This is a genomic window from Pantoea sp. S61, assembly GCF_016625145.1.
GTDB classification, from domain to species: domain Bacteria; phylum Pseudomonadota; class Gammaproteobacteria; order Enterobacterales; family Enterobacteriaceae; genus Pantoea; species Pantoea rwandensis_B.
Window position 1 is genome coordinate 124,784 of record NZ_JACVUO010000013.1, and the last position, 22,498, is coordinate 147,281.

Annotated in this window: 23 protein-coding genes; 10 read left to right on the plus strand and 13 right to left on the minus strand. The window is 54.1% G+C overall.

Annotated features, from left to right (window positions below):
- Positions 1–94: 94 nt before the first annotated feature.
- Genes IAE30_RS21435 through IAE30_RS21450 form a run of 4 tightly spaced genes read right to left on the minus strand, consistent with a single transcriptional unit; the run spans position 95 to position 3,989 of the window.
- Positions 95–802, minus strand: coding sequence for a hypothetical protein (locus IAE30_RS21435; RefSeq protein ID WP_200680975.1), 708 nt, complete (start codon positions 800–802; stop codon positions 95–97).
- A 51-nt stretch (positions 803–853) separates the two neighbouring features.
- Positions 854–2,002: a beta-propeller fold lactonase family protein gene (locus IAE30_RS21440; protein WP_200680976.1), complete on the minus strand. Its 1,149-nt coding sequence runs from the start codon at positions 2,000–2,002 to the stop codon at positions 854–856.
- A gap of 33 nt (positions 2,003–2,035) precedes the next feature.
- Positions 2,036–2,674, minus strand: a complete 639-nt coding sequence (locus IAE30_RS21445; protein WP_200680977.1) for an aldolase — start codon at positions 2,672–2,674, stop codon at positions 2,036–2,038.
- A 10-nt stretch (positions 2,675–2,684) separates the two neighbouring features.
- A complete protein-coding gene (locus IAE30_RS21450; RefSeq protein WP_200680978.1) occupies positions 2,685–3,989 on the minus strand; it encodes an MFS transporter in 1,305 nt (434 codons plus the stop codon).
- A gap of 264 nt (positions 3,990–4,253) precedes the next feature.
- On the opposite strand from IAE30_RS21450, the gene IAE30_RS21455 reads away from it, so the two are divergent.
- A complete protein-coding gene (locus IAE30_RS21455; protein WP_200680979.1) occupies positions 4,254–5,288 on the plus strand; it encodes a LacI family DNA-binding transcriptional regulator in 1,035 nt (344 codons plus the stop codon).
- Here IAE30_RS21455 and IAE30_RS21460 read toward each other — a convergent pair.
- A complete protein-coding gene (locus IAE30_RS21460; protein WP_200680980.1) occupies positions 5,285–5,974 on the minus strand; it encodes a substrate-binding domain-containing protein in 690 nt (229 codons plus the stop codon). The genes IAE30_RS21455 and IAE30_RS21460 overlap by 4 nt on opposite strands.
- A 2-nt stretch (positions 5,975–5,976) precedes the next feature.
- Complete coding sequence (locus IAE30_RS21465; protein ID WP_084934040.1) at positions 5,977–7,224, minus strand: alpha-hydroxy acid oxidase; 1,248 nt, start codon at positions 7,222–7,224, stop codon at positions 5,977–5,979.
- A gap of 204 nt (positions 7,225–7,428) precedes the next feature.
- On the opposite strand from IAE30_RS21465, the gene IAE30_RS21470 reads away from it, so the two are divergent.
- The 3 genes from IAE30_RS21470 to IAE30_RS21480 are packed head-to-tail and all read left to right on the plus strand — an operon-like array spanning position 7,429 to position 9,878.
- A complete protein-coding gene (locus IAE30_RS21470) occupies positions 7,429–8,094 on the plus strand; it encodes an aspartate/glutamate racemase family protein (RefSeq protein ID WP_200680981.1) in 666 nt (221 codons plus the stop codon).
- Positions 8,088–9,377 (plus strand): 3-oxo-tetronate kinase, encoded by a 1,290-nt coding sequence (otnK, locus tag IAE30_RS21475; RefSeq protein ID WP_200680982.1) that lies wholly within the window; start codon positions 8,088–8,090, stop codon positions 9,375–9,377. Before IAE30_RS21470 ends, otnK begins: the two co-directional genes overlap by 7 nt.
- 42 nt (positions 9,378–9,419) lie before the next feature.
- A complete protein-coding gene (locus IAE30_RS21480; protein WP_200680983.1) occupies positions 9,420–9,878 on the plus strand; it encodes an OsmC family protein in 459 nt (152 codons plus the stop codon).
- Here the strand turns inward: IAE30_RS21480 and IAE30_RS21485 are convergent, their stop codons facing one another.
- A complete protein-coding gene (locus tag IAE30_RS21485) occupies positions 9,879–10,964 on the minus strand; it encodes a diguanylate cyclase (protein WP_200680984.1) in 1,086 nt (361 codons plus the stop codon). It abuts the gene before it with no gap.
- Between the two features lie 275 nt (positions 10,965–11,239).
- Between IAE30_RS21485 and IAE30_RS21490 the strand changes: the two genes are divergently transcribed.
- A complete protein-coding gene (locus IAE30_RS21490) occupies positions 11,240–12,502 on the plus strand; it encodes an MFS transporter (RefSeq protein ID WP_200536911.1) in 1,263 nt (420 codons plus the stop codon).
- 39 nt (positions 12,503–12,541) lie between these two features.
- Here the strand turns inward: IAE30_RS21490 and IAE30_RS21495 are convergent, their stop codons facing one another.
- From IAE30_RS21495 to IAE30_RS21505, 3 genes are all read right to left on the minus strand, one after another.
- On the minus strand, positions 12,542–14,377 hold the full coding sequence (locus tag IAE30_RS21495) for a methyl-accepting chemotaxis protein (RefSeq protein WP_200536912.1): 1,836 nt from the start codon (positions 14,375–14,377) through the stop codon (positions 12,542–12,544).
- A 137-nt stretch (positions 14,378–14,514) separates the two neighbouring features.
- Complete coding sequence (locus IAE30_RS21500) at positions 14,515–15,156, minus strand: aspartate/glutamate racemase family protein (protein WP_200536913.1); 642 nt, start codon at positions 15,154–15,156, stop codon at positions 14,515–14,517.
- A 118-nt stretch (positions 15,157–15,274) separates the two neighbouring features.
- On the minus strand, positions 15,275–16,186 hold the full coding sequence (locus IAE30_RS21505; protein ID WP_200536914.1) for a LysR family transcriptional regulator: 912 nt from the start codon (positions 16,184–16,186) through the stop codon (positions 15,275–15,277).
- Positions 16,187–16,297: 111 nt separating this feature from the next.
- On the opposite strand from IAE30_RS21505, the gene IAE30_RS21510 reads away from it, so the two are divergent.
- The 3 genes from IAE30_RS21510 to IAE30_RS21520 all read left to right on the plus strand — a co-directional run bounded on the left by IAE30_RS21510 (position 16,298) and on the right by IAE30_RS21520 (position 18,187).
- Positions 16,298–16,738, plus strand: a complete 441-nt coding sequence (locus tag IAE30_RS21510; protein WP_200536915.1) for an ester cyclase — start codon at positions 16,298–16,300, stop codon at positions 16,736–16,738.
- A gap of 7 nt (positions 16,739–16,745) precedes the next feature.
- Positions 16,746–17,093, plus strand: coding sequence for a zinc-binding dehydrogenase (locus tag IAE30_RS21515; protein ID WP_200536916.1), 348 nt, complete (start codon positions 16,746–16,748; stop codon positions 17,091–17,093).
- 176 nt (positions 17,094–17,269) lie between these two features.
- Positions 17,270–18,187: a formyltransferase family protein gene (locus tag IAE30_RS21520; RefSeq protein ID WP_200536917.1), complete on the plus strand. Its 918-nt coding sequence runs from the start codon at positions 17,270–17,272 to the stop codon at positions 18,185–18,187.
- A 39-nt stretch (positions 18,188–18,226) separates the two neighbouring features.
- On the opposite strand, the gene IAE30_RS21525 is transcribed toward IAE30_RS21520, so the two are convergent.
- Positions 18,227–19,276, minus strand: coding sequence for an NAD(P)-dependent alcohol dehydrogenase (locus IAE30_RS21525; protein WP_200536918.1), 1,050 nt, complete (start codon positions 19,274–19,276; stop codon positions 18,227–18,229).
- A gap of 110 nt (positions 19,277–19,386) precedes the next feature.
- Between IAE30_RS21525 and IAE30_RS21530 the strand changes: the two genes are divergently transcribed.
- Entirely contained in the window at positions 19,387–19,818 is a 432-nt protein-coding gene (locus IAE30_RS21530) for a helix-turn-helix domain-containing protein (RefSeq protein WP_200680985.1), read from the plus strand.
- On the opposite strand, the gene IAE30_RS21535 is transcribed toward IAE30_RS21530, so the two are convergent.
- Positions 19,760–20,584: a helix-turn-helix transcriptional regulator gene (locus IAE30_RS21535; protein ID WP_200536920.1), complete on the minus strand. Its 825-nt coding sequence runs from the start codon at positions 20,582–20,584 to the stop codon at positions 19,760–19,762. The two genes, IAE30_RS21530 and IAE30_RS21535, sit on opposite strands and share 59 nt — an antisense overlap.
- A gap of 103 nt (positions 20,585–20,687) precedes the next feature.
- Between IAE30_RS21535 and IAE30_RS21540 the strand changes: the two genes are divergently transcribed.
- Positions 20,688–21,578, plus strand: a complete 891-nt coding sequence (locus IAE30_RS21540) for an SDR family oxidoreductase (RefSeq protein WP_200536921.1) — start codon at positions 20,688–20,690, stop codon at positions 21,576–21,578.
- Here IAE30_RS21540 and IAE30_RS21545 read toward each other — a convergent pair.
- Positions 21,563–22,477, minus strand: coding sequence for a LysR family transcriptional regulator (locus tag IAE30_RS21545; RefSeq protein WP_200680986.1), 915 nt, complete (start codon positions 22,475–22,477; stop codon positions 21,563–21,565). The two genes, IAE30_RS21540 and IAE30_RS21545, sit on opposite strands and share 16 nt — an antisense overlap.
- Between the last annotated feature and the right edge of the window lie 21 nt (positions 22,478–22,498).

A 22,498-nucleotide genomic window follows, 5' to 3' on the forward strand; every position in this document is an offset into this window, starting at 1 on the left:
TAATTATATGGTGTTAAATAGAAAAACATTCCCGCAACAAAGTTGCGGAAATGCAGAATATCAAATGTTTTTGATTTACAAAATACAAACAGTGCTATAACAGCTCATAATCATTAAAGATGATATTTTCACCACTGGCCGCCGTAATATCGACTTTCCCAGGCTCGGTTAAAAAAGCATCTCCCGGATGAACCCATAGCTCTTTCACTCGATTCGGATGTTTGTCGTCAGCAAGTAATACCCGCCCTTCGGTAAAGAAGACGCGAACGCCCGGCCCATGCTGGGTATATTCGCCGCTGCTCTCACCGGGTTTCAGGGTAACCTTCCATCCTTTGACGGTTTTCTTATCTAAAACTTGTTGGAAAGCTTCACGAGCTGGACGGCTGGCACCGCCAAAATGTTGGGGGCCAGGAATATTAATTTCAAATGCGACTTGATGATTAACATTCGTACCGGTATTAGTGACTTTATCTGTATCAGATTTACCCTGATGTTCACCAAATTTAACATTACCGGTTTTCATCTCGGTATTATTAACCGGTTTATCGGGATATTCGATTTTTACCGGACTGCCTTCGATATGTGTATTGACATAGTCCAGATGTTGTTCATGAAACAACGTTGACTCGCCGGGCTGGATTAACACCCGCATGACCGTCACATATTTATTTTCCAAAATAACATGGTGCAGAGGTTCCAAATCAGTCGCCACAACTTTTTCAGCTGCCTGAGCTTGCAGACTGGTAGTAAAGATTGCGGTGCACATCAAGGTACTGGTGATCGTTTTGCGAACAATAGACATTACGACTCCTGTTAAAATAACGAATAGCAGATGACATGAAGCGAGTGATATTTACTCAACAATCGTCACCCAATTTGCACCCTTCCCGGTTGGCGCTCGCTCAAGCAAATTAAGCTTTCCGCTTGCCGGGTTAATCGCGTAGAGCGCCACCTGTGTTGATTTCTGTCCTGATTCGATTAAGAAATGGCCTGAGTTATCAATAGCAAATCCACGGGGCTGCGCTTCCGTTTTGGTACTATTAATGAAGCTTAAATGACCATCGTCCGGTGAAATCTGGAAGGCAGTAATATTGCTGCTGGTGCGCTCGGTGGAATAAAGGAAGCGTCCGTCTGGGGTAATGTGAATATCAGCCTGCCATAAACGCGGTTTTTCTGACTTTGGCAGATCATCATCGCCAGTCAGTGGACGCGCCTCGCCGCGCTGCATGGTACGGGCAATCACTGGATCGAGTGAGGGTGTCGCTTCATGTTCGTTCAGCGTGCCATCTTTATTCAGCGTCAAGCGTGAGATGTTGCCTGCCATCTCGGTTAATAAATAGAGATTCTGCTCGCCCTGCCCATCCGGTTTCGGTGCGAAAGCAAAATGGCGCGGCCCGGTTGCGGCTTCTCGCTGAATGTTCACAAAAGCGGGCGTGTTGGCTGTCACTTTGCCGCTTTGACTGTCAAAACGATACTGCAACATCTGGTCTGCACCCAGCAACGGCACGTAGAGATAGTGGTTGCCAGGGTCAGTCTGGATCGAGTGAGCACGCTTGCCGGTGTGAACCACCTGGACAGGTGCGCTTTCTACTTTTCCATCATTGGCGATGCGGTTAATACTGAACAAATCACCGCCGTACGAAGATGACAAGAGGAAACGCCCCGTCTTATCCAGTGCAATATAGGCCATCGCTTCCGGCAACGGAGTATCGGCAAAATGACTCAGCGTGCCATCGGAGGCGATATGCCAACTCGACACGTGGTAAGGCTGACTGCGTACCGAGACATACAGCGTTTTTTTGTCCTTCGACACCACCATTGGCATACTCTTCAACCCGGTTTGATATTCACCAATGGGGCTGAGCGTCTGCTTGGCTTTATTCAGCGTATAGGCGGTTACCGTGCCGCTGTCACCATTCGATACGTAGACGAATGCCGTCTCTTGCGCCATGACCGTTGAAGCGCAGAGCATCATGCCTGCTGCAATTAGCGTTTTTTTCATTTATTTATCTCTTTTGTAGGGTACAGCCTGTGACTACCAGCGTGTTTTAAAGTGCTCGCACAGCTCCAACACTGCGCTTTCCGGTAATGCCGCCGGTTTCGTTGTGCAGTTGAGCCAAAGACGTGCCGTTTCTTCTAACTCTTCGAGAGAGAAACTGGCCGACGAAACCGAGGTTCCCCAGATCACCGGACCTAATCGCTCAAGCATCACGCCGCGCACATCGTTCGCCAATGCAGCGACCTGCTCCGCCACTTCGGCATGGCCCGGGCGACGGTAAGCGATCAACGGGATACGCCCCACTTTCATCACCTGGTAAGGTGTTAACGGTGGCAGAATGCTATCGCGCTGCCAGACGCCAGCCAGCGTCAGCTGCACCAGATGAGTGGAATGGGTATGAACCACGCCTTGCGCCTCAGGATTGCGGTCATAAATCTGACGATGCAGAAGCAGCGTTTTTGAGGGCTTATCACCTGAAGCCCATTCACCATCACGATTAACCTTGGCAATACGCGAAGGCTGCAAATGTCCCAGGCAGGCATCGGTTGGCGTAATTAACCAGCCATCTTCCAGCCGGGCGCTGATATTACCGGCAGTGCCCGTGGTGTAGCCGCGATTAAAAAGATCTGCGCCGACCTGGCAAATCTCTTCACGTATAGATTGTTCGTTTTGCATCACGCTCTCCTTATTTGGCTGTCGCAACGACGGGATTTTTACGAGTGGGAGTAATCGGAAGTGGCTCGAGCTTGCCGAGAACAAACAGGAAGGTCAGCGCACCCAGCACGCAGATTCCCCCCGCTACCAGCAACGGGACCACAAAGGAACCGTGACTCAGGCTCAGCATCAGGCCGGTAAAGGAAGCGGTGACAATGCCTGCGAGATTACCGGCAAAGTTCTGGATGCCGCCCAGTGTCGCCACGTAGTTACTGGCAGGTGCCACATCAGCAGGCAGTGTCCAGATGTTGGCGGCAGTAAAAGCGAGGCCCGCATAGGTAATGGAGAACAACGTCAAGATCACCGCGATGCTGTCGGTAAACGCCGCGAACGCAATCACCGATGACAGCAGCATGCCCAATACCAGACAGGTTTTACGTGCGGCGGTCAGACTGAAGCCTTTGCGGTATAGCGCATCGGAGGTCACGCCGCCCAGTAAACTTCCCGGAATCCCCATCAAAGCCGGGATCGCACCCAGCGTGCCCAGCTCCTTGAGTGAGAAACCGTGGGCCACGGTCAGGTAAGTCGGGAACCAGGTGACAAAGAAGTAAGTGGCAAAATTCATGCAGAAGAAACCAATCATCATGCCCCACACGTTGCGGTGGCGGAACAATGACCACAAATCGACTTTTGCATTGCCCTCTAGTACCGGCGCGGCACGATCTTCGAGCAGGTTTTGACGCTCGGTTTCGTCCAGTCCTTTCATCTCTTCCGGCTCGCGGTAGAACACCAGCCAGATAGCGACCCACACCAGACCTAATGCGCCGGTAACAACGAATGATGTTTCCCAGTCCCAGGTGCTGATAAGCCAGGCTACCAATGGCAAGGCCAGCGCACTGCCCGCACGTGGGCCCGCATCGAAAATGCCACTCGCCGTCGCTCGCTGTTTTTTTGGAAACCAGCTGTAGACCACTTTGACACAGCCGGGGTTACCCCCCGCTTCACCGATACCCAACGCCAGTCGTGCAGCGAACAACGAAGTAAACCCTTTACCGAACGAGGTGAACACCGTAAACAGCGACCACCAGCCCACGGCCAGAGCCAGGCCGGCACGGGCACCTAAACGGTCAATCAGACGCCCAGCCGGGATCTGCATCAAGGCATATGTCCAGAAGAATGCCCCCAACACCAGCCCCATACTGGTGTCATCCAGTCCCAAATCAGCTTTGATGTGCGGTGCCGCGATGGCAAGGTTGATGCGGTCGATGTAGTTGATGGCGATGGCAAAAAAACAGAACACGATCATCAACCAGCGAATTCGTGGATATCTGCGCATGGTGAATTCCTTTATGATTTATTTTTAAGTGACAGAGGTTCTGCGGCGTAACGGGCTGCAGGGCCAGGGTGGTGGTTAAAATGCGGAGCAACTCGTCACAAATCGGTTAATAAATCGTGAGCGGGTGACCCCAACCTGATAACATGCTGTCAAAAGTAAGCGATTACAAAATACAGTCAAGCCAAAAGTAAGCGCTTTCAAAATTGATTGTGAGTTGCCTGTGATTTTTGTGGGCAAGCTCACTCTTTCTGCAGGAGTGACTTGATGAGTGAGAAACAAAATGGATCTGGCCGCGTATCACTGGAAGATGTTGCGCGTCTCTCTGGCGTCTCAACGGCCACGGTGTCACGCGTTTTAAACGGGAGCAGCACCGTCAAAGCCGCCCGTCGTGAGGCGGTTGAAAAGGCGTGCGAAGAGTTAGGCTATGTGATTAACCGCGCAGCGCGGACCCTGGCCTCTCGCCGCAGCATGACGATTGGTGCCGTGGTCCCTACCCTCGCAACAGAAACCTTTTCTCGCCCGCTGGCGGCGTTTCAGCAGTTAATTCATGAGGCGGGCTATACGTTGTTGTTGGCCAATTCCAATTTCGACCCGGATACCGAGCTTAAAGAAGTGAACAAGCTGATTGAGTACGGCATTGATGGCTTGATGCTGGTGGGTCATACCCACCACCCCAAGCTTTGGGAAAGAATTCAGCAGCAAGAGATAGCCTGTGTGCAGACTTTCTCACTGGATCAGGAGAAACCTTGTGTCGGCTATGATAGCGAAGGCGCAGCGGAGGCGATTGCCAATCATCTGTTAGCTCTGGGACACCAACGTTTCGCGGTGATCGTCGGCACCCCGCCGTCAAACGACCGCGTTTCTGAGCGTCTCAAGGGTACGCGGCGCGCACTGGAGAAGCAGGGCCTGGCGTTACCGGATAGCCACCTGATCGATAACGCTTTCAGCATGAATGACGCGCGCAAAGCGGTGTTTCGTCTGCTGGATGGGCCGCAGCCACCCACCGCCATCATCTGCGGTAATGACCTGCTGGCGTTTGGCGCTATGCGCGCCGCGAGCGAACGCTATTTGCGTATTCCGAATGATATTTCCATCGTGGGCTTTAATGATTACGAATATGCCGAGCACCTTGAGCATCCGTTGACCACAATGCGCGTAGACCTGGCTTCAATAGGCGAACACGCCGCGCAGTTCCTGTTAAACACGCTCAATAACCTGCCTGCTCAGGCACATACGGTGATCCAAACAGAGCTGATTGTTCGGGGCAGCACCGGTTCTGTGCCCCGAAAAGAGCGTTAATCGCGGCGCAGCATACCGAACTGGTTGAAGACCTGCGTGACTGACGGGGTTTTCAGCCACGCCAGAAATGCAGCCGCCTCTTCAGGGTAGGCTGCCTCTTGCAGCAGCGCAGCGGAAAGCGAAATGGGCTGCTGAGTGCCAGTCGGCAACGGCCCCACAATATCGATGCCTGGCACCATCAGCAATTCACTGATCTGCTGTACAGCGATATCCGCCTTGCCATTGATCAGTTGCTCAGCGGTAAATCCGGCCGGAATCACCGTTCCGCGTTGACGCAAAATCTCATCGATATTCAACTGCTTAATCAGCCGTGAAAACCATTGACCGCTGGCTCCTGCTTCGGACCAAGCCACCGAACGTGCGGTCACCAGGCTGTCGATTAAATGCTCCCGGCTACTGATATCCGGTTTTGGCGCGCCAGACTTCACCGCAATACCGATGGGAGAATCCACCACTTCAATCCGGCTACTGGCATTTAAGAGGCGCTCTTCTATAAGCCGATCGACCGTTTCGACCGTGGCAATGATCGCTTCGGCTTTGGCTCCTTGCCGTATTTCTTGTTCAATGAGGGTGCTAGGATGCCAGCGTATTGCCAACCGATGGTCGGGTTGCAGGCTTTGCCACTGTTTTAACAGCACTTCAAAAGGCGCGCTTAACGCAAGCGCGCTATAAATGGTTAATTCCATGCTTAATCCTCACGGGCAAACAGGGGTGCGCGGCGCAAGAACGCAGCATTCAGTTGATCAGGCCGTGTGACGCCGAGCAGCGCCATATCGCGATCAATTTCGTCACGCAGGATATGCATAGCATGCTCAATACCCGCTTGCGCACCGATGACCGATCCGTACAGGAAAGGACGCCCTAAGAAGACAAAGTCAGCGCCTAGCGCCATCGCTTTCATAACATCGGTGCCACGGCGGATGCCGCTGTCGATGATCACCTTCATATTGCCTTTGGCAGCCGCAATCTCCGGCAAGGAATGCAATGGTGGGATGGTGTAATCCAATTGGCGGCCACCGTGATTCGAGAGGATCACGGCATCTGCGCCTAAATCACGCGCAATAAAGGCATCTTCAGGCGACATCAAGCCTTTGACCACCAAATTGCCTTTCCATTTTTTACGGATAGCTTCCACATGCGTCCAGCTCAACTTGTCACGGGCATTGGTGTTTCGCACCTTGTTCGACATCATTGGTGGACCGCGCTCAGCATCGGTATTTTCAAAGTGCGGCGCGCCATGGCGGAGATAGGTTTGCGCCACGGTTCCCAATAGCCAGCGGGGACTGATAGCGCTCTGCCACATGACTTTCGGGGTGATTTTGATGGGCATACTAAAGCCGCTGCGGGTGTTGTGCTCACGGTTGCCCAACATCGGGGTATCTCCCGTCACCACCAGTGTTTTGTACCCCGCACGCTCGACGCGATCCAGCAGGCGGTCAATACGTGGCTGGTCTCCCGCGAGATAAGCCTGGAACCAGGCATCAGGGTTTGCGGCAATAATATCTTCCAGGGGAATCAAGGATGACGCGCTGAGTATCATCGGCACATTCTTAGCGCGTGCAGCTTTGGCCAGCATCAGGTCAGCCCGGTAGCTTACAAAGGAGGCTCCTCCGAGTGGGGCGACGCCAAATGGCAGCGACCAGTTATGCCCCAGCAGTTCGACATGTTGATCGCGGCCGGAGACATCGCGGAACATACGCGGAACGAAGTGATATTGCTGATAAGCCTCATGGGCAGCCGCAAGTCCTCTTCCGGTTTCAACTCCCCCTTTAACATATTGAAAAATCATATTCGGCAAGCGCTTACGCGCGTGGCGCTCAAAATCCTCTAAGGCCAGAAGGTCGCGAAAATGACGCGGCAAAGTGTTAACTGGACGCGTCTGCGCTTCCGGTTTCTGTACGATGTTGATAGCAGTGGTCTCTCCACGAGTCGTCATAGCGCGTTCTCACATTTAAAAAGTAAGCGTTATCAAAATTATTAATAGCCAATTGTTTTCTGTTTTATATCCTGACAGACGCTCAGATTTTTTATGTGATCATCATCACCATATCAAGCAAAATGTAAGCCCTTACATTTTAATTTTTATCTGAGTATGGTGTTCTGTAGTACATCGAGCCTATGGCAGCTAACGGAGATCAACATGAGCCAACGAATCGTTTTACTGCATGCCACGCCAGTCGCCATGCCGCCTATTCAGCAAGCTTTCAAAGACGTATGGCCAGAGTCGGAAATCGTGAATTTGCTGGATGATGGTTTGACAATTGACCGAGCGAAAACGGAGCAATTAACCCCCGAACTCATCGAACGCTTTGTCGCACTCGGGCACTATGCTTACGCCATGCAAGCTCAAGGCATTTTAGTCACCTGTTCGGCATTTGGCCCGGCGATAGAACAACTGGCCGCAGCCCTGCCAATCCCCGTACTGAAACCGAATGAAGCGATGTTTGAAGCTGCGCTTCAGTCAGGTAAACGTATTGGCATGCTGGCAACATTCGGCCCTTCTTTGGTCACCATGTGCGATGAGTTCGAACACTATGCAGCACAGTGTGGTTCTGACGCCAAACTGGAAACCCTGTTGGTACCCGATGCGATCGATTTACTGCGTAAGGGCGATGTCGCCAGCCATAACCGGCTGGTGGCCGAATATGCCCCTCGGCTAAGTCACTGCGATGCGATTATGCTCGCGCACTTCTCTACCTCACAAGCTGCTGACGCCGTTCGGGAGCGCGTTTCAGTGCCCGTCCTGACCGCACCGCATGCCGCAGTGAAAAAACTGCGCGCCGCGTTGGGAGAAACATCATGCTGATTGGCGTAATTGCTGATGATTTTACCGGTGCCAGTGATATTGCGGTGACACTCTCCAAGGGGCTAACCGGTGAAGGCGGATTGCGCACGACGCAATATCTTGGCGTACCCCAGCACCCTGCCGATCCAGCCGTGGAAGCGGGAGTGATTGCGCTCAAATCGAGGTCTATACCCGCAGCCGATGCCGTTGAGCAGTCGCTGGCGGCTTGTGAGTGGTTACTCGATCAGGGCTGCACACAGATTATATTCAAGTATTGTTCAACCTTTGATTCCACTGCCGAGGGCAATATCGGCCCAGTACTGGATGCACTTACCGCGCGCTTGCAGGCAAAACAGGTCATTGTTTGCCCGGCCTTCCCCACCATGGGACGCACGGTTTATCAGGGAAATTTGTTCGTTCACGATCGCCCGCTGAATGAATCAGGCATGGAGCATCATCCCATCACACCGATGAAAGATGCAGATATTCGTCGCTTACTAGCGCAACAAGCTGTCACACCTGTTGGTCATATTGCCTGGCAGCACGTGACTCAGGGCAGCGAGCCACTTCGCCAGCAATTCGCGAGTGATGATGAGGTGAAATTAGTGGTTGTGGATGCGTTAAGCGACCACGACCTCACCATTATTGGTATAGCGGCGGCAGGATTGCCACTGATCTCCGGGGGTTCTGGCATTGCACAAGCGTTACCGCATAACTTCATCAAAGCGGGTCTCGCTCAAGGTGGGAGTCAGGAACAACCTGCAGTGGAAGGGTTAAGTGCGATTTTGGTTGGCAGCTGTTCTGGCGCAACACGCGGCCAAATAGAAGCCCATCAGCAGCATTCCGCGGTGTTAGCACTGGACATCCAGCAGGTGATGCAAAACAACATCACAGCCGATGATATTGTGCAGTTTATTCTTGATCATCAGGCAGACTGCCCGCTGGTTTACTCATCCGGCGATCCGCTTAGCGTGAAAAAAGCGCAGGAACAATATGGCCAACAGCGTATTTCACAGCGTCTTGATCAACTCTTCGGCGATGCTGCGCGCAAACTGGTTTATGAAGCGGGCATTCGACGATTAGTGGTTGGCGGTGGAGAAACGTCAGGTGCGGTGGTCAGTGCACTGAACCTTGACTCACTGCAGGTGGGCAATGAGATCGATCCCGGTGTTCCCGCCTTGTTTAGTCACTCAGATCAACCACTGGCGCTTGCACTTAAGTCAGGCAATTTTGGCAGAAGAGATTTCTTTCAACATGCTTTGAATACATTAGGTGGCGATAATCATCTTGATAAAATAGAGTGAGTTATCCCACTTAATTCACGTGACATGTTGAGGAACAGAGGTATGGCCAAGGAACACCATTATCAGGTTAAAGTGCGCTGGACAGGCAATCGCGGTACAGGCACGTCTTCTTATACGGCTTACGATCGTAACGGTGAGATGCTGGCAGATGGCAAACCCACAATGCCATTAAGCGCCGATCCGGCCTTTCGTGGCGATGCCACGCGCTGGAATCCTGAAGAGTTATTGCTGGCTTCGGCCTCAGCCTGTCACAAGCTGTGGTATCTGCATCTGTGCGCGGACGCGGGCATTGTGGTGGAAGCTTATGAGGATGCCGCGGAAGGCACCATGGTGGAAGGGGCGCGGGGTCGTTTCACGCAGATCACGCTGAAACCGCGCATTACGCTGCGCGATCCGGCAGATGCGGATCGCGCGCGTGAGTTACATCATCAGGCCCATGAAGCCTGTTATGTGGCGAATTCACTCAACTTCCCGGTGAATTGCGAACCGACGTTTGCCTGATCAGGCGGCGCCGGCCAACGGCGGTTGCGGCGGTACCCACAGCCGCACACCATTTCGTCCGGCGCGTTTTACCTCGTATAACGCTTCATCTGCATGGCGTAACCAATGGCGCAAAGACTCGGCGTTGGCGGCTGAAGCAATGCCGATACTCACCGAGCAACGAAACTCTGCCGACGCCGGCAGACGCACCTGGGCGATTTTTTCCTTTAAGCGATTTGCCAGCGCGACCACCGACTCATCGGTCGCATGATGCACGATCACCCCCAGCTCATCGCCGCCGAAACGCGCAGGAATATCCTGTAATCCCACATGATTGCGCAGCAGCGCTGATATCTCAGCCAGCAGAAAATCCCCGGCTTCGTGGCCCCAGGTATCGTTCACCGACTTGAAGTAATCGAGGTCCATCAGCAACAGATAGCCCGCACTTTCGCCACGACGCGTACTCAGGAATTCACTCTCCAGGCGGCGTTCAAACAGACGGCGGTTAGGGATTTCCAGACCAGGGTCCATTAACGCGATACGCTCTAGCTCCCGGTTTCGTTTACGCAATTGCCAGGTCAAATTATAAGACGTCACGCTCAGTACCAGCATATAGCAGGTCGCCAGCGGCAATGTCAGCCAGACGGTTTGCGGGCTGAATGCGAGATGGACGCCCGCGCCATCCACCAGCCAGACCATAACGAAAGCGCAGAGGAACGCCTGCATGGCAGCGATTAACTGCGCTGCGCCCCCTGCCGCATAACGATCCGAGGCCAGCACGGCCATGATAATGAACGAAGGAAGCGGACTGAGCGCCATCAGCGCCACCCAAATCCCACCGAATGCCGCGTCTAGCGTTAAGTTATGGCGTTCGGTGCCGGTGGAGTCTTCTGCACGCAATGCCCGGCGGTAAGCCACCCACGGCCAGATAAATGCATTGATAAATAACAGGGCGCTGAACGCCACACCGCGATCCATCTCCATCAATACCGAGAGAATCGGGAAGAAACATAAAATTGTGCCAAGCTGGCGCATGATAAACATACGACGCACGAAGCGCTGGGAACGCCGCTTCAGATGGCTATCATCAGGTGAGTAATAATTCATTCACTGGAAAAGTCTGATCGACAAGAAATGCAGTTTAACGGGAAAAAGGGCGAGCGGGTCGGAATATTTTAAGAATATTTACCTTGTGCTGAGGCAATAGTGCAAAAACCCTTCGTTATGCTGAAAAGTCCGGCAAACATCAGCATGGAATAGCGCCCTTCCACATTAAAACTTTGAACCCACAGTGATTTTCAGCAGCAGATTAGCACCAGCGGTTGTCACAATGTCGGCCAGACCGCAGGATGTTCACTGCCCTTTGTTGATAGGAAAACGTCATGTCTCTTTCTGCGGCACACAAGCGCGTGCTCATTGCCGGATCCGTTGGCAATTTTATTGAGTGGTATGAATTCGCCGTTTACGGTTTTATGGCCACGCTGATGGCTAAAAACTTCTTCCAGCTTGAGGGTGAAAGTGCCCTCACCAGTTTGATCCTGACCTATGCGGCATTCGCCGTGGCCTTCTTTTTCCGCCCATTAGGCGCGATTTTGTTCGGCAGGCTAGGCGATCGCTATGGACGCAAACCGGTGCTGATCGCTGTGCTGATTTTGATGACGCTCGCCACAGTCGCGATGGGTCTGGTGCCGGTTTACGCCTCGATTGGCGTTGCCGCACCGCTGCTGATTACCGCGTTACGCATCCTGCAAGGGTTGTTTGCTGGCGGAGAGTACGGCGGCGCAGTTTCACTGATGACGGAGTTTGCGCCTCCCGGCAAGCGCGGCTTTTACGGCGCCTGGCAGTCTCTGACCGTGGCGTTTGGCCTGCTGGCAGGTGTGGCCGTGGTGGCCGTTTTGCCGCTGCTGGTAGGAGATGCAGCAATGAGTGCCTGGGGCTGGCGCATTCCTTTCCTGCTCGCACTGCCTCTTGGGGCGATTGCACTTTGGCTACGGTCGGGCTTAGAAGAGTCTCCACAATTTGGGCAAGCAACAGATGCAGAAAGCGCGTCGGTCAGCGCCACTGTGCGCGCCATTGTGCTGGGGATTGGACGACTGATGGTGTGGTCCGCAGCGGGCTATACCTATCTGGTGATCATGCCCACCTATTTGCAGGCTGCGCTGCATACCGGCTTCAACCAGGCGCTGCTGATTGCGGTGATTTCTAATCTCGGTTTTGCAGCCACCATCCTGCCTGCGGGTATCCTGAGCGATCGCGTGGGACGACGCACAGTGATGCTACTGGCGACCTTCTTGTTGCTGGTGCTGGCATTCCCGCTGCTGAAAGTACTACAAGACCCACAAAATGGCTTGCTAATCAAAGCGGCTGTGGTGTTTGTCGCGGGTGCATTGGTTGGCATGCTTGCAGGCCCCGGCCCCGCGATGCTGGCGGAAATGTTCCCGACGCGCGTACGCTATACCGGACTTGGATTAGCCTATTCACTCTCGAATGCACTGTTTTCCGGATGTGCGGGGCTGATTATTACCGGATTGATGAAGCAGACGGGTAATGCAGATATTCCGGCGTGGTATGTGATGGGCACCGCGCTGGTGAGTTTCGTGGCGCTGTTAACGTTAAATAAAGACGATCACCGCAGGCCACTTTAAAAGAAGGCGGCCATCAGGCCGCCCTATCTTTGAAAAAACTTAACGCCCCGCGCCCTGCAAGCGGAACTGCGCAACCAGCCGCTCCAGCATCATCGCCTGTTCTTCCAGCGAGTTTGCCGAGTGCGAGGATGCGCTAACCAGCGTGGCGTTTTGCTGGGTCGTGGTATCGAGTTCACCCACCGCGCGAGCAATTTGTTCAATACCACGGCTCTGCTCATCGGAAGCTGCAGAAATTTCCTCCATGATCTCATTCACGCGCGCAATGCTACCGAGAATCTGATCCATGGTTTCACCTGCACGCGCCACCTGCTGATGCCCGTTACTGATCCGGCTTACCGATTCACTGATCAGCTGTTCAATATCTTTTGCCGCACCGGCACTACGCTGTGCCAGGTTACGCACTTCACTGGCGACCACGGCAAAACCACGCCCCTGCTCACCGGCTCGTGCCGCTTCCACTGCCGCGTTCAGTGCCAGAATATTGGTCTGGAAAGCGATACTGTTAATCACCGCCGTGATATCGGCAATTTTCTTCGAGCTGTCGGAGATTTCACCCATGGTGCTGACCACGTCGCGCACCGCTTTGCCGCCCTGATTAGCGTTATGCGAAGCTTCAGCAGCAATCTGGCTGGCTTGACGGGCGTTCTCGGCGTTATTTTTCACGGTAGCCGTTAACTGCTCCATGCTGGCAGCCGTTTCCACCACCGCCGCCGCCTGCTGCTCAGTGCGTGATGACAAATCGAGGTTGCCCTGATTGATCTCGCTAGCGGCTTGCGACACGCTGCTGACGCTATGCAACACATCGCCAATCATACTGCGCAGACGGTCGTTCATCCGCCCCATCGCCGAGGTTAGCTTGCCGAGTTCATCATGACGATCGGTAGTAAACTGCGAGCTTAAATCGCCGCTGGCAATGCGCTCCGCCAGCTCAAGGTTGTGGAATACCGGACGCGTAATCTGACGGATGATGTACCACGCCACCAGTACGCCAAACAGAATCGCCAGCCCCCCAATCAACAGGGACAGCGTCGCTGAACCGTTAGCCAGTTCATCGTTACGCTCCTTCACGATGGTAATGATCTTTTTGATCGCCGCGCTGCTCTTATCACCCGCGACTTTTACCTTGTCTTCTGACGCACGCAGCTGACCATAGCTGTCCGCCGCTTGCAGGCTGAGATCTTTAAAGCGTTCGGTATCCTGCCACAGCGCGGTAAATCCGCCCTGCTGTTCGGGTGGCAGCTGAGCTAACAGGGCTTTCATGCCCTGGTCGGCCTGCTGGAAATGGGTTTGCAAGGTATTGCGCAGGGTATCAGTGACATTGAAGCGCAGCGCCCAGGCCTCTTCACGCACGTTGCTGATAGCAAAGAGCTGCTCGTAAATCTGGTTAGTCAGTTCTGGATTGGTCACTGGCGTACGGATCAACTGCGTGTAGCGCGAGGTCATGTCTTGCTGGCTCAGAGAATCGAGCTGTGCTCGCTGGCTATTCAGCTGCTGCGTAGCTTGCGTCATCGCGCCAATACTGTTCTGGAAGCTGGCGAGATGGGTATCCAGTTCATCCACCAGCGCGCGGGCATTGTCTGTCCAGGAGAGTTGTTTGGCCTCATGATTGAGCTGCTGGGCATGCGCCACATAATCAGCCATCACTTTGCCTGATTTATCATCACCATAAAGATATTTGAGGCGGTTAATTTTGGCCTGGAACACCTCAATGTTGATGTCATAGATCAGATTAGTTTTCTGATAAATGTCATGAATCGCGTTGAAGCGCTGCACGCTGATGCTGGTGGCCAGGGCCACTAACAGCAACACAATGCCAAATCCTGCTGACAATTTCCGGGTGATGCGTACATTACGTAAACGGGATACCAGCCCCATGTTCCCTCTCCTGCGAATGTTATTTTTGTAAATTCTGGTAAGGGAGTTATCGGAGCGAGGCGGGATTTGTTTATCGCTGAGATCATAAAAAAACGATTACAGGATGTTATGCGCCGCCGGGTGGCGGCGCGAGCAGGTTATCGTGCGGATTGCGGGGCTAACTGGCTGATAAACAGGCCTGCAGCGCTCACTGCATCCACCGCCACTTTCCCTAACTGCTGGCGAATACTGTCACCCAGCGCGATGGTAGAAAAACCCGTGCAGGAGAAAGCGATCACCTCGATGCCTTCGCGATAGAGCGTATCAGCGCAGGCCAGGGCGCTGGCACGACCTTCTGCACTGAGCAGATCCGTGGTGTTCAGCACCCCTTCCGGACGCGCGTAACGCACGGATTCACCCAGCAGCTGGCGGAAAGGCACCGGTGCCGCCGCACCAATCCCCATCACGGCCACCGGGCGTTTCAGCATACGAGCAATACTTGCGGAAGCCGAACCGGCGCTGATGACGGGAATGGAGACGGCATCGCGCAGTGCTGCAAGGCCAGGATCGGCGGCGCAACTGAGAAACAGCGCATTGCAGCCGTCGGACTCTAATTGCCGCCCGAGCGTAACGATCTTAGGCACCGCCAGCGCTTCACTGGCATCATCGAAAATGCCTTTATGCTGATCGGGGATCGCCCGGCTAATTGAGTTGATAGCGTATTCCTGATGAATCAGCCGACCATGTTCTTCGACAAAGTGCTGATCTGGATGGGTTAATACGCGGATTATCCCCAGCATAGCTGTTACTCCTGGTCTGATGTTAAACGGGTTTGCAAAGCGACTTGGTTTTTTATTGTGTCGAGTAACATGGCAGGTTTATGCAAAAGCGGCAACACGTACCCGCCGCTGGTTTGACCTACAATGCTGCTCCTACTTCCGCGATCACGCCGCGTAACCAACTGTGCGCCGCACTGTCCTGCGTCCTGCGATGCCAAAGCAGATCAAATGGAATCGAGGGCAGTGCCAACGGCGGTTCAAACATGATGATGTCACCCTGGCTGGCTGAAGTGGTGCCCACACGGCGCAGTACCGTTGCCACATAATCCGTTCCCGGCAAGAGCGCGGGCACGGTAAACATGGTGGGCAGCGTCAAACTAATGGTACGAGCCAGTCCTTGTTCACGTAACTGCTGATCCACCAAGCCATAATGGTTGCCTTCGGGTGACACCAGGATGTGGCGCATTGACAGAAACGCTTGCAGGTTCATGCCTTTACGCGCTACCTCGTGGTCACGCCCGATTAAGGTGACAAAATCATCGCTTATCAATGGCTGGGATAGAATTCGGTTTTCTGCTTTGGTTGGCGGTACGCCTACGGCAATATCAATCTTCCCCGCATCGAGTAGCGCAACAACCTCATCGCGATCAATAAAATAACGCACGTGAATCGTGCAATGAGGTGCCACTGCCGCCAGCTTTTTGGTTAACGCCGGCAGCAGCACATGCATCGGATACTCCGTCAATCCCAGGGTAAAACTGCGCTGTTTAGCAGTGTGATCAAAGACCTCTGCGGGCTTCATTAAATGACGCACCTGCCCTAACGCATCGGCCACCGGTATCGCAATCTCCTGCGCTTTCGCCGTGGGTAACAAACCTTCAGCGCTGCGAATAAACAACGGATCGTCAAAAACACGACGCAAGCGAGAGAGCGCGGCACTCATCGCCGGTTGGCTTACGCCAGCCAGTGCCGCAGCTTTAGTCACGTTGCGCTCCAGCATTAAGGCATTAAATGCCACCAGCAAGTTGAGATCGAATCCTTCAAAATTCATATTTTGTATAATGCTCTATACCAATCATTTGTTGGATGGATAGTGTCAGATTCGGGAATACTGCACAAGCCGGTGAGATGCACCGCTAACTAATCCAATAAGGTTTCCAACATGTCTGCCACACAACCACTGAACCAACGCCTGCAAACTGAACGTACTGCGGTAGAAAACCTCTATCGCGCCTTTAGTGACAAAAATCCCGACCTGCTGGATCTGGCGGTAACACAAGACTGGGATGACATCCCACTGGCACCAGGTCAGGGGCCGGGACCCGAAGGATTTAAACCTTTGCTGGCAGGTTTTATCGCCGCGTTCCCGGATATCAACATCATCGTGCACGACATGTTGCAGGAGCCGGGAAAGATTGCTGTGCGCGCAGAAATTACCGGTACGCACCAGGGTGAGTTTATGGGCATTGCGCCCACCGGTCGTCGCATTAGCGTGCGCCTGCACGAATTCCACTTACTCAACGGCGAGCGCGTGACCACCACCTGGCATATGGAAGATTGGTTTGCCATGTTCCAGCAGATTGGCCAGTTCCCCGCACTATAATTTTGAGGTGATCGATTATCGCAGCCAGGATTTCACCCAGATTGCCCCGGTTGATGTGGTGTTAGATCCCTTTGGCGGCGAAGCCCTGGAGCGCTCATGGCAAGTGTTGAAACCCGGTGGACATATCGCTACGTTGGCCGACTTTGCTATTACCGATCGCGGTGACCGCCACGGCTATGCCGTCTTTTTTGCCGATGCCACGGTCGCCCTGCCCCAGGCCATGCGCGATTTCAGCAACGGTAACTTGCAGATAGTGATCGATTCCATCCATCTGCTGGAACAGAGCCGCGCCGCGCTGGAGCGCGTTGCCTCCGGCCATGCATGCGGCAAAGTGATTGTGAGAAGTGGACGCTAAGATGCTCGGGCTCGCCGCCACACACATCCAATGAGAAGTGGCGGCTAACGCCTCAGACACCCGCGCTTCGCCTAACGTCCACAGATAGCAGATTCAAATGCGATGGTTTAAGCCAGGCATAATCTTCCCCTGCTATGCTAAGCACCAGACGTTAATCAGTGTTCACAGGCGGAAGAATGAAAGTCGTGTTATGTGCGTATCATGAGATGGGATGCGCGGCGCTGGAGAGTTTACAGGAAGTGGGATTTGAAGTGGCTTGCGTGTTCACCCACGCAGGCGCCCATCAGGAAAACAGTTTTTTTGACTCAGTTGAAGTCATGGCGCGACAACTTCAGATCCCGGTGTTTTGCCCGGATGATATCAATACGCCGGAATGGATTGCCAAAATCTCGTCACTGCAACCCGATGCGATTTTCACCCTGTCATATCGTCAGGCTCTTTCCCCTGCTTTGATCGCCACCGCCAGGAAAGGGGCATTTAACGTGCACGCTTCATTATTGCCTGCCTATCGCGGTCGTGCCCATCTTAACTGGGTGATTATCCGCAACGAACGCGAAACCGGGGTAACGCTGCATCGTATCAATCATGTTCCGGACGGCGGGCCAATTCTGGCGCAAAGTCGTGTCGCCATCACTGACGACGATGATGCACTGTCATTGCACCGTAAACTGGTGCGCACGACGCGGGAACAATTGCCAAACTGGCTACGCGCACTGCGTGCGAGGAGTCTGATGGAGCGCGTGCAGGATGAAAGCCTCGCCAGCGAACCCGGACAGCGAAAGCCTGAGGATGGACAGGTTCACTGGCATCAATCTGCTGATGAGATTCATCGCCTGATTCGTGGCGTCGCCTATCCGTGGCCTGGCGCGTACAGCCTGATAGGTGAACAACGCTTTATCGTGTGGAAAAGCCGTGTGCTTGCCCAGCCGCATCAGCATGCGCCGGGGTCGATTATTTCCATTGAGCCGCTGTTGATCGCCTGTGGCGAAAATGTGCTGGAGATTGTCGCGGCAGGGTTATCGCATCACGACAACCTCAGCGCGCCGCAACTGGTGCAGCACTTTTCACTGCACGTGGGGATGTCACTCAACTAACATTTGTCTGGCGATTTCAGGCTGAAATCGCCAGGATTTTTACCAGCGGGTAGCCGCCATATCAATGACAAAGCGATACTTCACATCGCCCTTCAGCATTCGCGCAAAGGCCTCTTCCACTGACTCACCCGCTATCAATTCGATATCTGCCGTGATGTTGTGCTCGCCACAGAAATCCAGCATCTCCTGCGTCTCTTGAATACTGCCAATCGACGAACCGCTGATGCTTAAACGGCGGAACACCATCGGCGTCACGTCGGGGGACTGATGTGGCTGCTCGGGAATCCCCACCAGCACCAGGCGGCCATTGGTTTTTAAGGTCGCGAGGTACGGGTCGAGATCGTGCGGCGCGGAAACGCAGTCGATAATGAAATCGAGTGAGGTTTTCGCCGCTGCCATCTGCGCATCATCACGCGACACCACAACACGGCTTGCGCCGAGACGGCGTGCATCAGCGCCCTTCTCCGGAGAGGTGGTGAACAAGGTGACTTCCGCCCCCATCGCACTCGCCAGTTTCACCGCCATATGTCCCAGGCCGCCTAAACCGACCACGCCCACTTTATCGCCTGCTTTTACGTTGAAGTGACGCAACGGCGACCACACGGTGACGCCTGCGCAGAGCAACGGCGCAACACCCGCCAGTGGCAAGTTTTGCGGTACTGACACCACAAAATGCTGATCGACCACCACATTCTGCGCGTAACCGCCCCAGGTGCTGTCGCCCGTGTGCTTATCCATGCCGTTGTAAGTCGGCGTAAAACCGGCTTCGCAATACTGCTCTTCCTGCTGCTGACAAAAATGGCACTCGCGGCAGGAATCGACCATCACGCCGACACCCACAACATCACCGACCTTAAAATTTGTAACTGCTGCGCCGGTTTCAACTACGCGTCCGACGATTTCATGGCCGGGCACCAGTGGATAGCGACTGACCGCCCATTCGTTACGCGCCATATGGAGATCGGAATGGCACACGCCACAGTACAAAATGTCGATTTTCACGTCCTGCGGTTGCAGTGGACGCAGCGCGATCTGGCTGGATACGAGAGGTTTTGCCGCGTCGTGAGCGACTAATGCGTTGATTTTCATGGTGCCTCCGCAAGGTGCTGGCGTAATTGAATTGAAGGCGGCAGACTATAGTCAACGTGGTGCAGAAATGATAGTAGTTACCTTTTGGTGACCATAAAGGAGTGACACTGATGCCAGCCTGGGTTGACGGTAAGCTGTTTTTTTATGCGGATTCCCCTCCGCGTCGCTTGATGGATTTGTTCTCGCTGAAATGGAGCAGCATGGTGCTGCACGCGCTTTATCACTGGCCGGAAAAGCGTGCGCGCACCGGTGAGTTGCAGCGCAGCTTGCAGGGGATTTCAAAAAAGATGCTGTTTCAGACACTGAAAGAGCTGGAGCAGCGGGGGCTGATCGCCCGCCATGTGTACGATATGATTCCACCGAAAGTGGATTATCGCTTAACACCGTTAGGATTGACCTTCGCAGCGCCGATAGAACAGATGTATCAGTGGGGGCTGGAAAACCAGGCGGCGCTGGATGCGATGGAAGACAATTTGCGCAAGGCTACGGACGTGCCATCAGACGCGCCACCGTCTCTCGATCCCTCGGCAAGCGCGGATTAAACACCACCAGACTCAAGCCAGGCTTGCCCTCGACCGCAAACGTGCTGTATTCGAGTTCCAGCACACCTTCGTCCGGTAGCCACAACTGTTTGATGCCTTCCCCGTGTTGGCTGACTTCTTGCGATTGCCATAGCTGGCGGAAGGTTTCACTCATCTCACTGAGTTCCTCCACCAGCGCGCGCACATGCTCACTGGCACCGGTGCGCGCCACGTCGGCACGGAAATTTGCGACCAGGCCGCGCGTGACTTGATGCCAATCCGGCAGGCGTTTTTTCATCTCTTCATTGCTGAACATCATCAGCAGGATGTTGCGCTGTTCCGGCGGTAACTGCGCATAATCAACAAACACTTTAGTCGCCGCATGATTCCAGGCAACGACCTGCCACTCTGCGGTTTTCACCAGCGCCGGGGTTTGCGTCATGCTATCGAGCACTCGCTGTAAAGAGGGCGACACATCCACGCCTGCCTGCCAGGTGACGCCCGGCAAACGGTTTTGCGCCAGTAAAAACAGGTGATCGCGCTCGGCGGCACTCAATTCTAACGCTTTAGATAATCGCTCCAGCACCTCTTCAGAAGGCGCACCGCCTCTGCCCTGCTCGAGCCAGGTGTACCAGGTGGTGCTGACACAGGCACGCACTGCGACTTCTTCACGGCGTAAGCCGGGTGTACGACGGCGCAGCAACGGATAGCCGAGTTTACTCGCATCCAGCCGTTGGCGGCGTTCACGTAGATAGTTCCCGAGCAGATTGTCGTCTTGTAGGGTCATGGCGTTATCCTGTTAGTGCATATACCTGTATAAGCTCACGACTTTTCGCCGCGCCGAAGACTTTTATCATAGTGCTTCAACAGCCAGAAATAGGAGTACGAATATGCGACTTTTTGTGACCGGCGCAAGCGGCTTTATCGGTTCGGCCATTGTGAAAAAACTGCAGGCACGCGGCGTGGATGTGCTTGGACTGGCGCGCAGTGATGCATCTGCTGAGAAACTGCATCAGCAAGGTGTGCAGGTGATTCGTGGGGATCTGGAAGATTTTGCCAGCCTGCGCAGCGCCGTTGAGCAGAGCGATGGCGTGATCCACGCGGGCTACATTCACGATTTCAGCCGGATGGATCATGCGGCGGCTATCGATCAGCAGGCGATTCTGGCGATGGGCGAAGTCCTTGCCGGATCAAACCGCCCGTTGGTCGTCACCACCGGCACGGCACTGGTGTCACCGGGACGTCTTGCTGTAGAGCAAACCAAACCGGTTTCCGGCGGTCATCCTCGTTCCGACTCCAACATTGCCGCGCTCGCCCTGGCTGATAAAGGCGTACGCGTGTCGCTGGTGCGCTTACCACCGACCGTCCACGGTGCAGGCGATCATGGTTTTGTGCCGATGATCATCAATATGGCGCGAGAGAAAGGAGCTGCGGTGTATATCGGTGACGGCAGCAATCGGTGGCCAGCCATACATCGTGATGATGCCGCCGAGTTGTTCTGCCTCGCCGCTGAGCACGCCGAAGCCGGCACGATTCTGCATGCGATTCAGGAGGAAGGCATTGCGTTTCGTCAGATCGCCGAAACCATCGGCACCGGTTTATCCCTGCCGGTAAAAAGCCTGACGCTGGAAGAAGCCAAAGAGTGGCTGGGCTGGATGGCGTTCTTTGCCTCCGTGGATAACCCTGCATCCAGTGAATGGACGCGCCAGACGTTTAACTGGCAACCCACCGGGCCGGGATTACTGCAGGATATGCGCGAGGCGGGTTATTTTTCCCGATGATTTCGCACGGCCTCTTGTAGGAAATCAATAAACGCACGGCTTCGCGCGGGAAGAAAACTTCGCTCCTGATAGAGCAGTGCGATCTCAAGAGGGGCAGGAACGAGTTCAAGTTCAATCACTTCCAGCCGCCCGTCACGAATATAAGGTTCACAAGCCTGCGCTGAAAGGATGGCAAACCCGACGCCTTTCAGTGCTGCTTGCAGTGCCATCTCACCGCTGTCGACACGAAACGAGCTCGTCACATTGATATGTCGGAACCCTTTTCCCGTCGTGAGAAATTGCCATGCCTGCCCCTGAAGAGCGCTAACGGTAGTGATACAGGGCAGAGCCAGCAATTGCTCAGTGTGCGTAGGTCTTGGGAACCTTTGAAGCAGAGTCGGCGCCGCAACAATCTGGCAGGGCAATAAGACCAGCTGTTGAGCAATGACATCACTGCTGGCGCGAGCGCCGCGACTGATATCAATCACAACATCGCAGTCTTCCCACAGTGCATCAGCCCCCTGAAGGTTGGTCATACAGTGGAGTTCTATCCTGGGATACCGCAGTGCAAAGTCAGCCAGAAGATTGCCAAACACCACCGGTCCTACGCCACTCGGTAAACACACGCGTAGCAATCCTTCCGGTTCAGTTTTCGCGTGGCTAAGCCTGGCTTCCATCTCATTCACCGAGTCCAACAAGGGGCGCATGCTGTCAAAAAACATCTGCCCTGCGTCGGTAAGCTTCATGTGACGCGTACTTCGCTGTAATAGTCGCATCCCCAACCGTTCTTCCAGTTGGGAAATTTGGCGACTCACATTCGATGCAGGCATATTAAGGGCCCGCGCCCAACCGATAAAACTGCCTTTTTCTGCAACGGTGACGAAGACACGTAAGACATTTAAATCGATTTTACTGCGCATCTATTATCCCATTTATGATAA

Bases quoted from the DNA above. Each gene is read 5' to 3' on its own strand.
- IAE30_RS21435 (WP_200680975.1), bottom strand. From the start codon at position 802: ATGTCTATTGTTCGCAAAACGATCACCAGTACCTTGATGTGCACCGCA.
- IAE30_RS21440 (WP_200680976.1), bottom strand. From the start codon at position 2,002: ATGAAAAAAACGCTAATTGCAGCAGGCATGATGCTCTGCGCTTCAACG.
- IAE30_RS21445 (WP_200680977.1), bottom strand. From the start codon at position 2,674: ATGCAAAACGAACAATCTATACGTGAAGAGATTTGCCAGGTCGGCGCA.
- IAE30_RS21450 (WP_200680978.1), bottom strand. From the start codon at position 3,989: ATGCGCAGATATCCACGAATTCGCTGGTTGATGATCGTGTTCTGTTTT.
- IAE30_RS21455 (WP_200680979.1), top strand. From the start codon at position 4,254: ATGAGTGAGAAACAAAATGGATCTGGCCGCGTATCACTGGAAGATGTT.
- IAE30_RS21460 (WP_200680980.1), bottom strand. From the start codon at position 5,974: ATGGAATTAACCATTTATAGCGCGCTTGCGTTAAGCGCGCCTTTTGAA.
- IAE30_RS21465 (WP_084934040.1), bottom strand. From the start codon at position 7,224: ATGACGACTCGTGGAGAGACCACTGCTATCAACATCGTACAGAAACCG.
- IAE30_RS21470 (WP_200680981.1), top strand. From the start codon at position 7,429: ATGAGCCAACGAATCGTTTTACTGCATGCCACGCCAGTCGCCATGCCG.
- otnK (WP_200680982.1), top strand. From the start codon at position 8,088: ATGCTGATTGGCGTAATTGCTGATGATTTTACCGGTGCCAGTGATATT.
- IAE30_RS21480 (WP_200680983.1), top strand. From the start codon at position 9,420: ATGGCCAAGGAACACCATTATCAGGTTAAAGTGCGCTGGACAGGCAAT.
- IAE30_RS21485 (WP_200680984.1), bottom strand. From the start codon at position 10,964: ATGAATTATTACTCACCTGATGATAGCCATCTGAAGCGGCGTTCCCAG.
- IAE30_RS21490 (WP_200536911.1), top strand. From the start codon at position 11,240: ATGTCTCTTTCTGCGGCACACAAGCGCGTGCTCATTGCCGGATCCGTT.
- IAE30_RS21495 (WP_200536912.1), bottom strand. From the start codon at position 14,377: ATGGGGCTGGTATCCCGTTTACGTAATGTACGCATCACCCGGAAATTG.
- IAE30_RS21500 (WP_200536913.1), bottom strand. From the start codon at position 15,156: ATGCTGGGGATAATCCGCGTATTAACCCATCCAGATCAGCACTTTGTC.
- IAE30_RS21505 (WP_200536914.1), bottom strand. From the start codon at position 16,186: ATGAATTTTGAAGGATTCGATCTCAACTTGCTGGTGGCATTTAATGCC.
- IAE30_RS21510 (WP_200536915.1), top strand. From the start codon at position 16,298: ATGTCTGCCACACAACCACTGAACCAACGCCTGCAAACTGAACGTACT.
- IAE30_RS21520 (WP_200536917.1), top strand. From the start codon at position 17,270: ATGAAAGTCGTGTTATGTGCGTATCATGAGATGGGATGCGCGGCGCTG.
- IAE30_RS21525 (WP_200536918.1), bottom strand. From the start codon at position 19,276: ATGAAAATCAACGCATTAGTCGCTCACGACGCGGCAAAACCTCTCGTA.
- IAE30_RS21530 (WP_200680985.1), top strand. From the start codon at position 19,387: ATGCCAGCCTGGGTTGACGGTAAGCTGTTTTTTTATGCGGATTCCCCT.
- IAE30_RS21535 (WP_200536920.1), bottom strand. From the start codon at position 20,584: ATGACCCTACAAGACGACAATCTGCTCGGGAACTATCTACGTGAACGC.
- IAE30_RS21540 (WP_200536921.1), top strand. From the start codon at position 20,688: ATGCGACTTTTTGTGACCGGCGCAAGCGGCTTTATCGGTTCGGCCATT.
- IAE30_RS21545 (WP_200680986.1), bottom strand. From the start codon at position 22,477: ATGCGCAGTAAAATCGATTTAAATGTCTTACGTGTCTTCGTCACCGTT.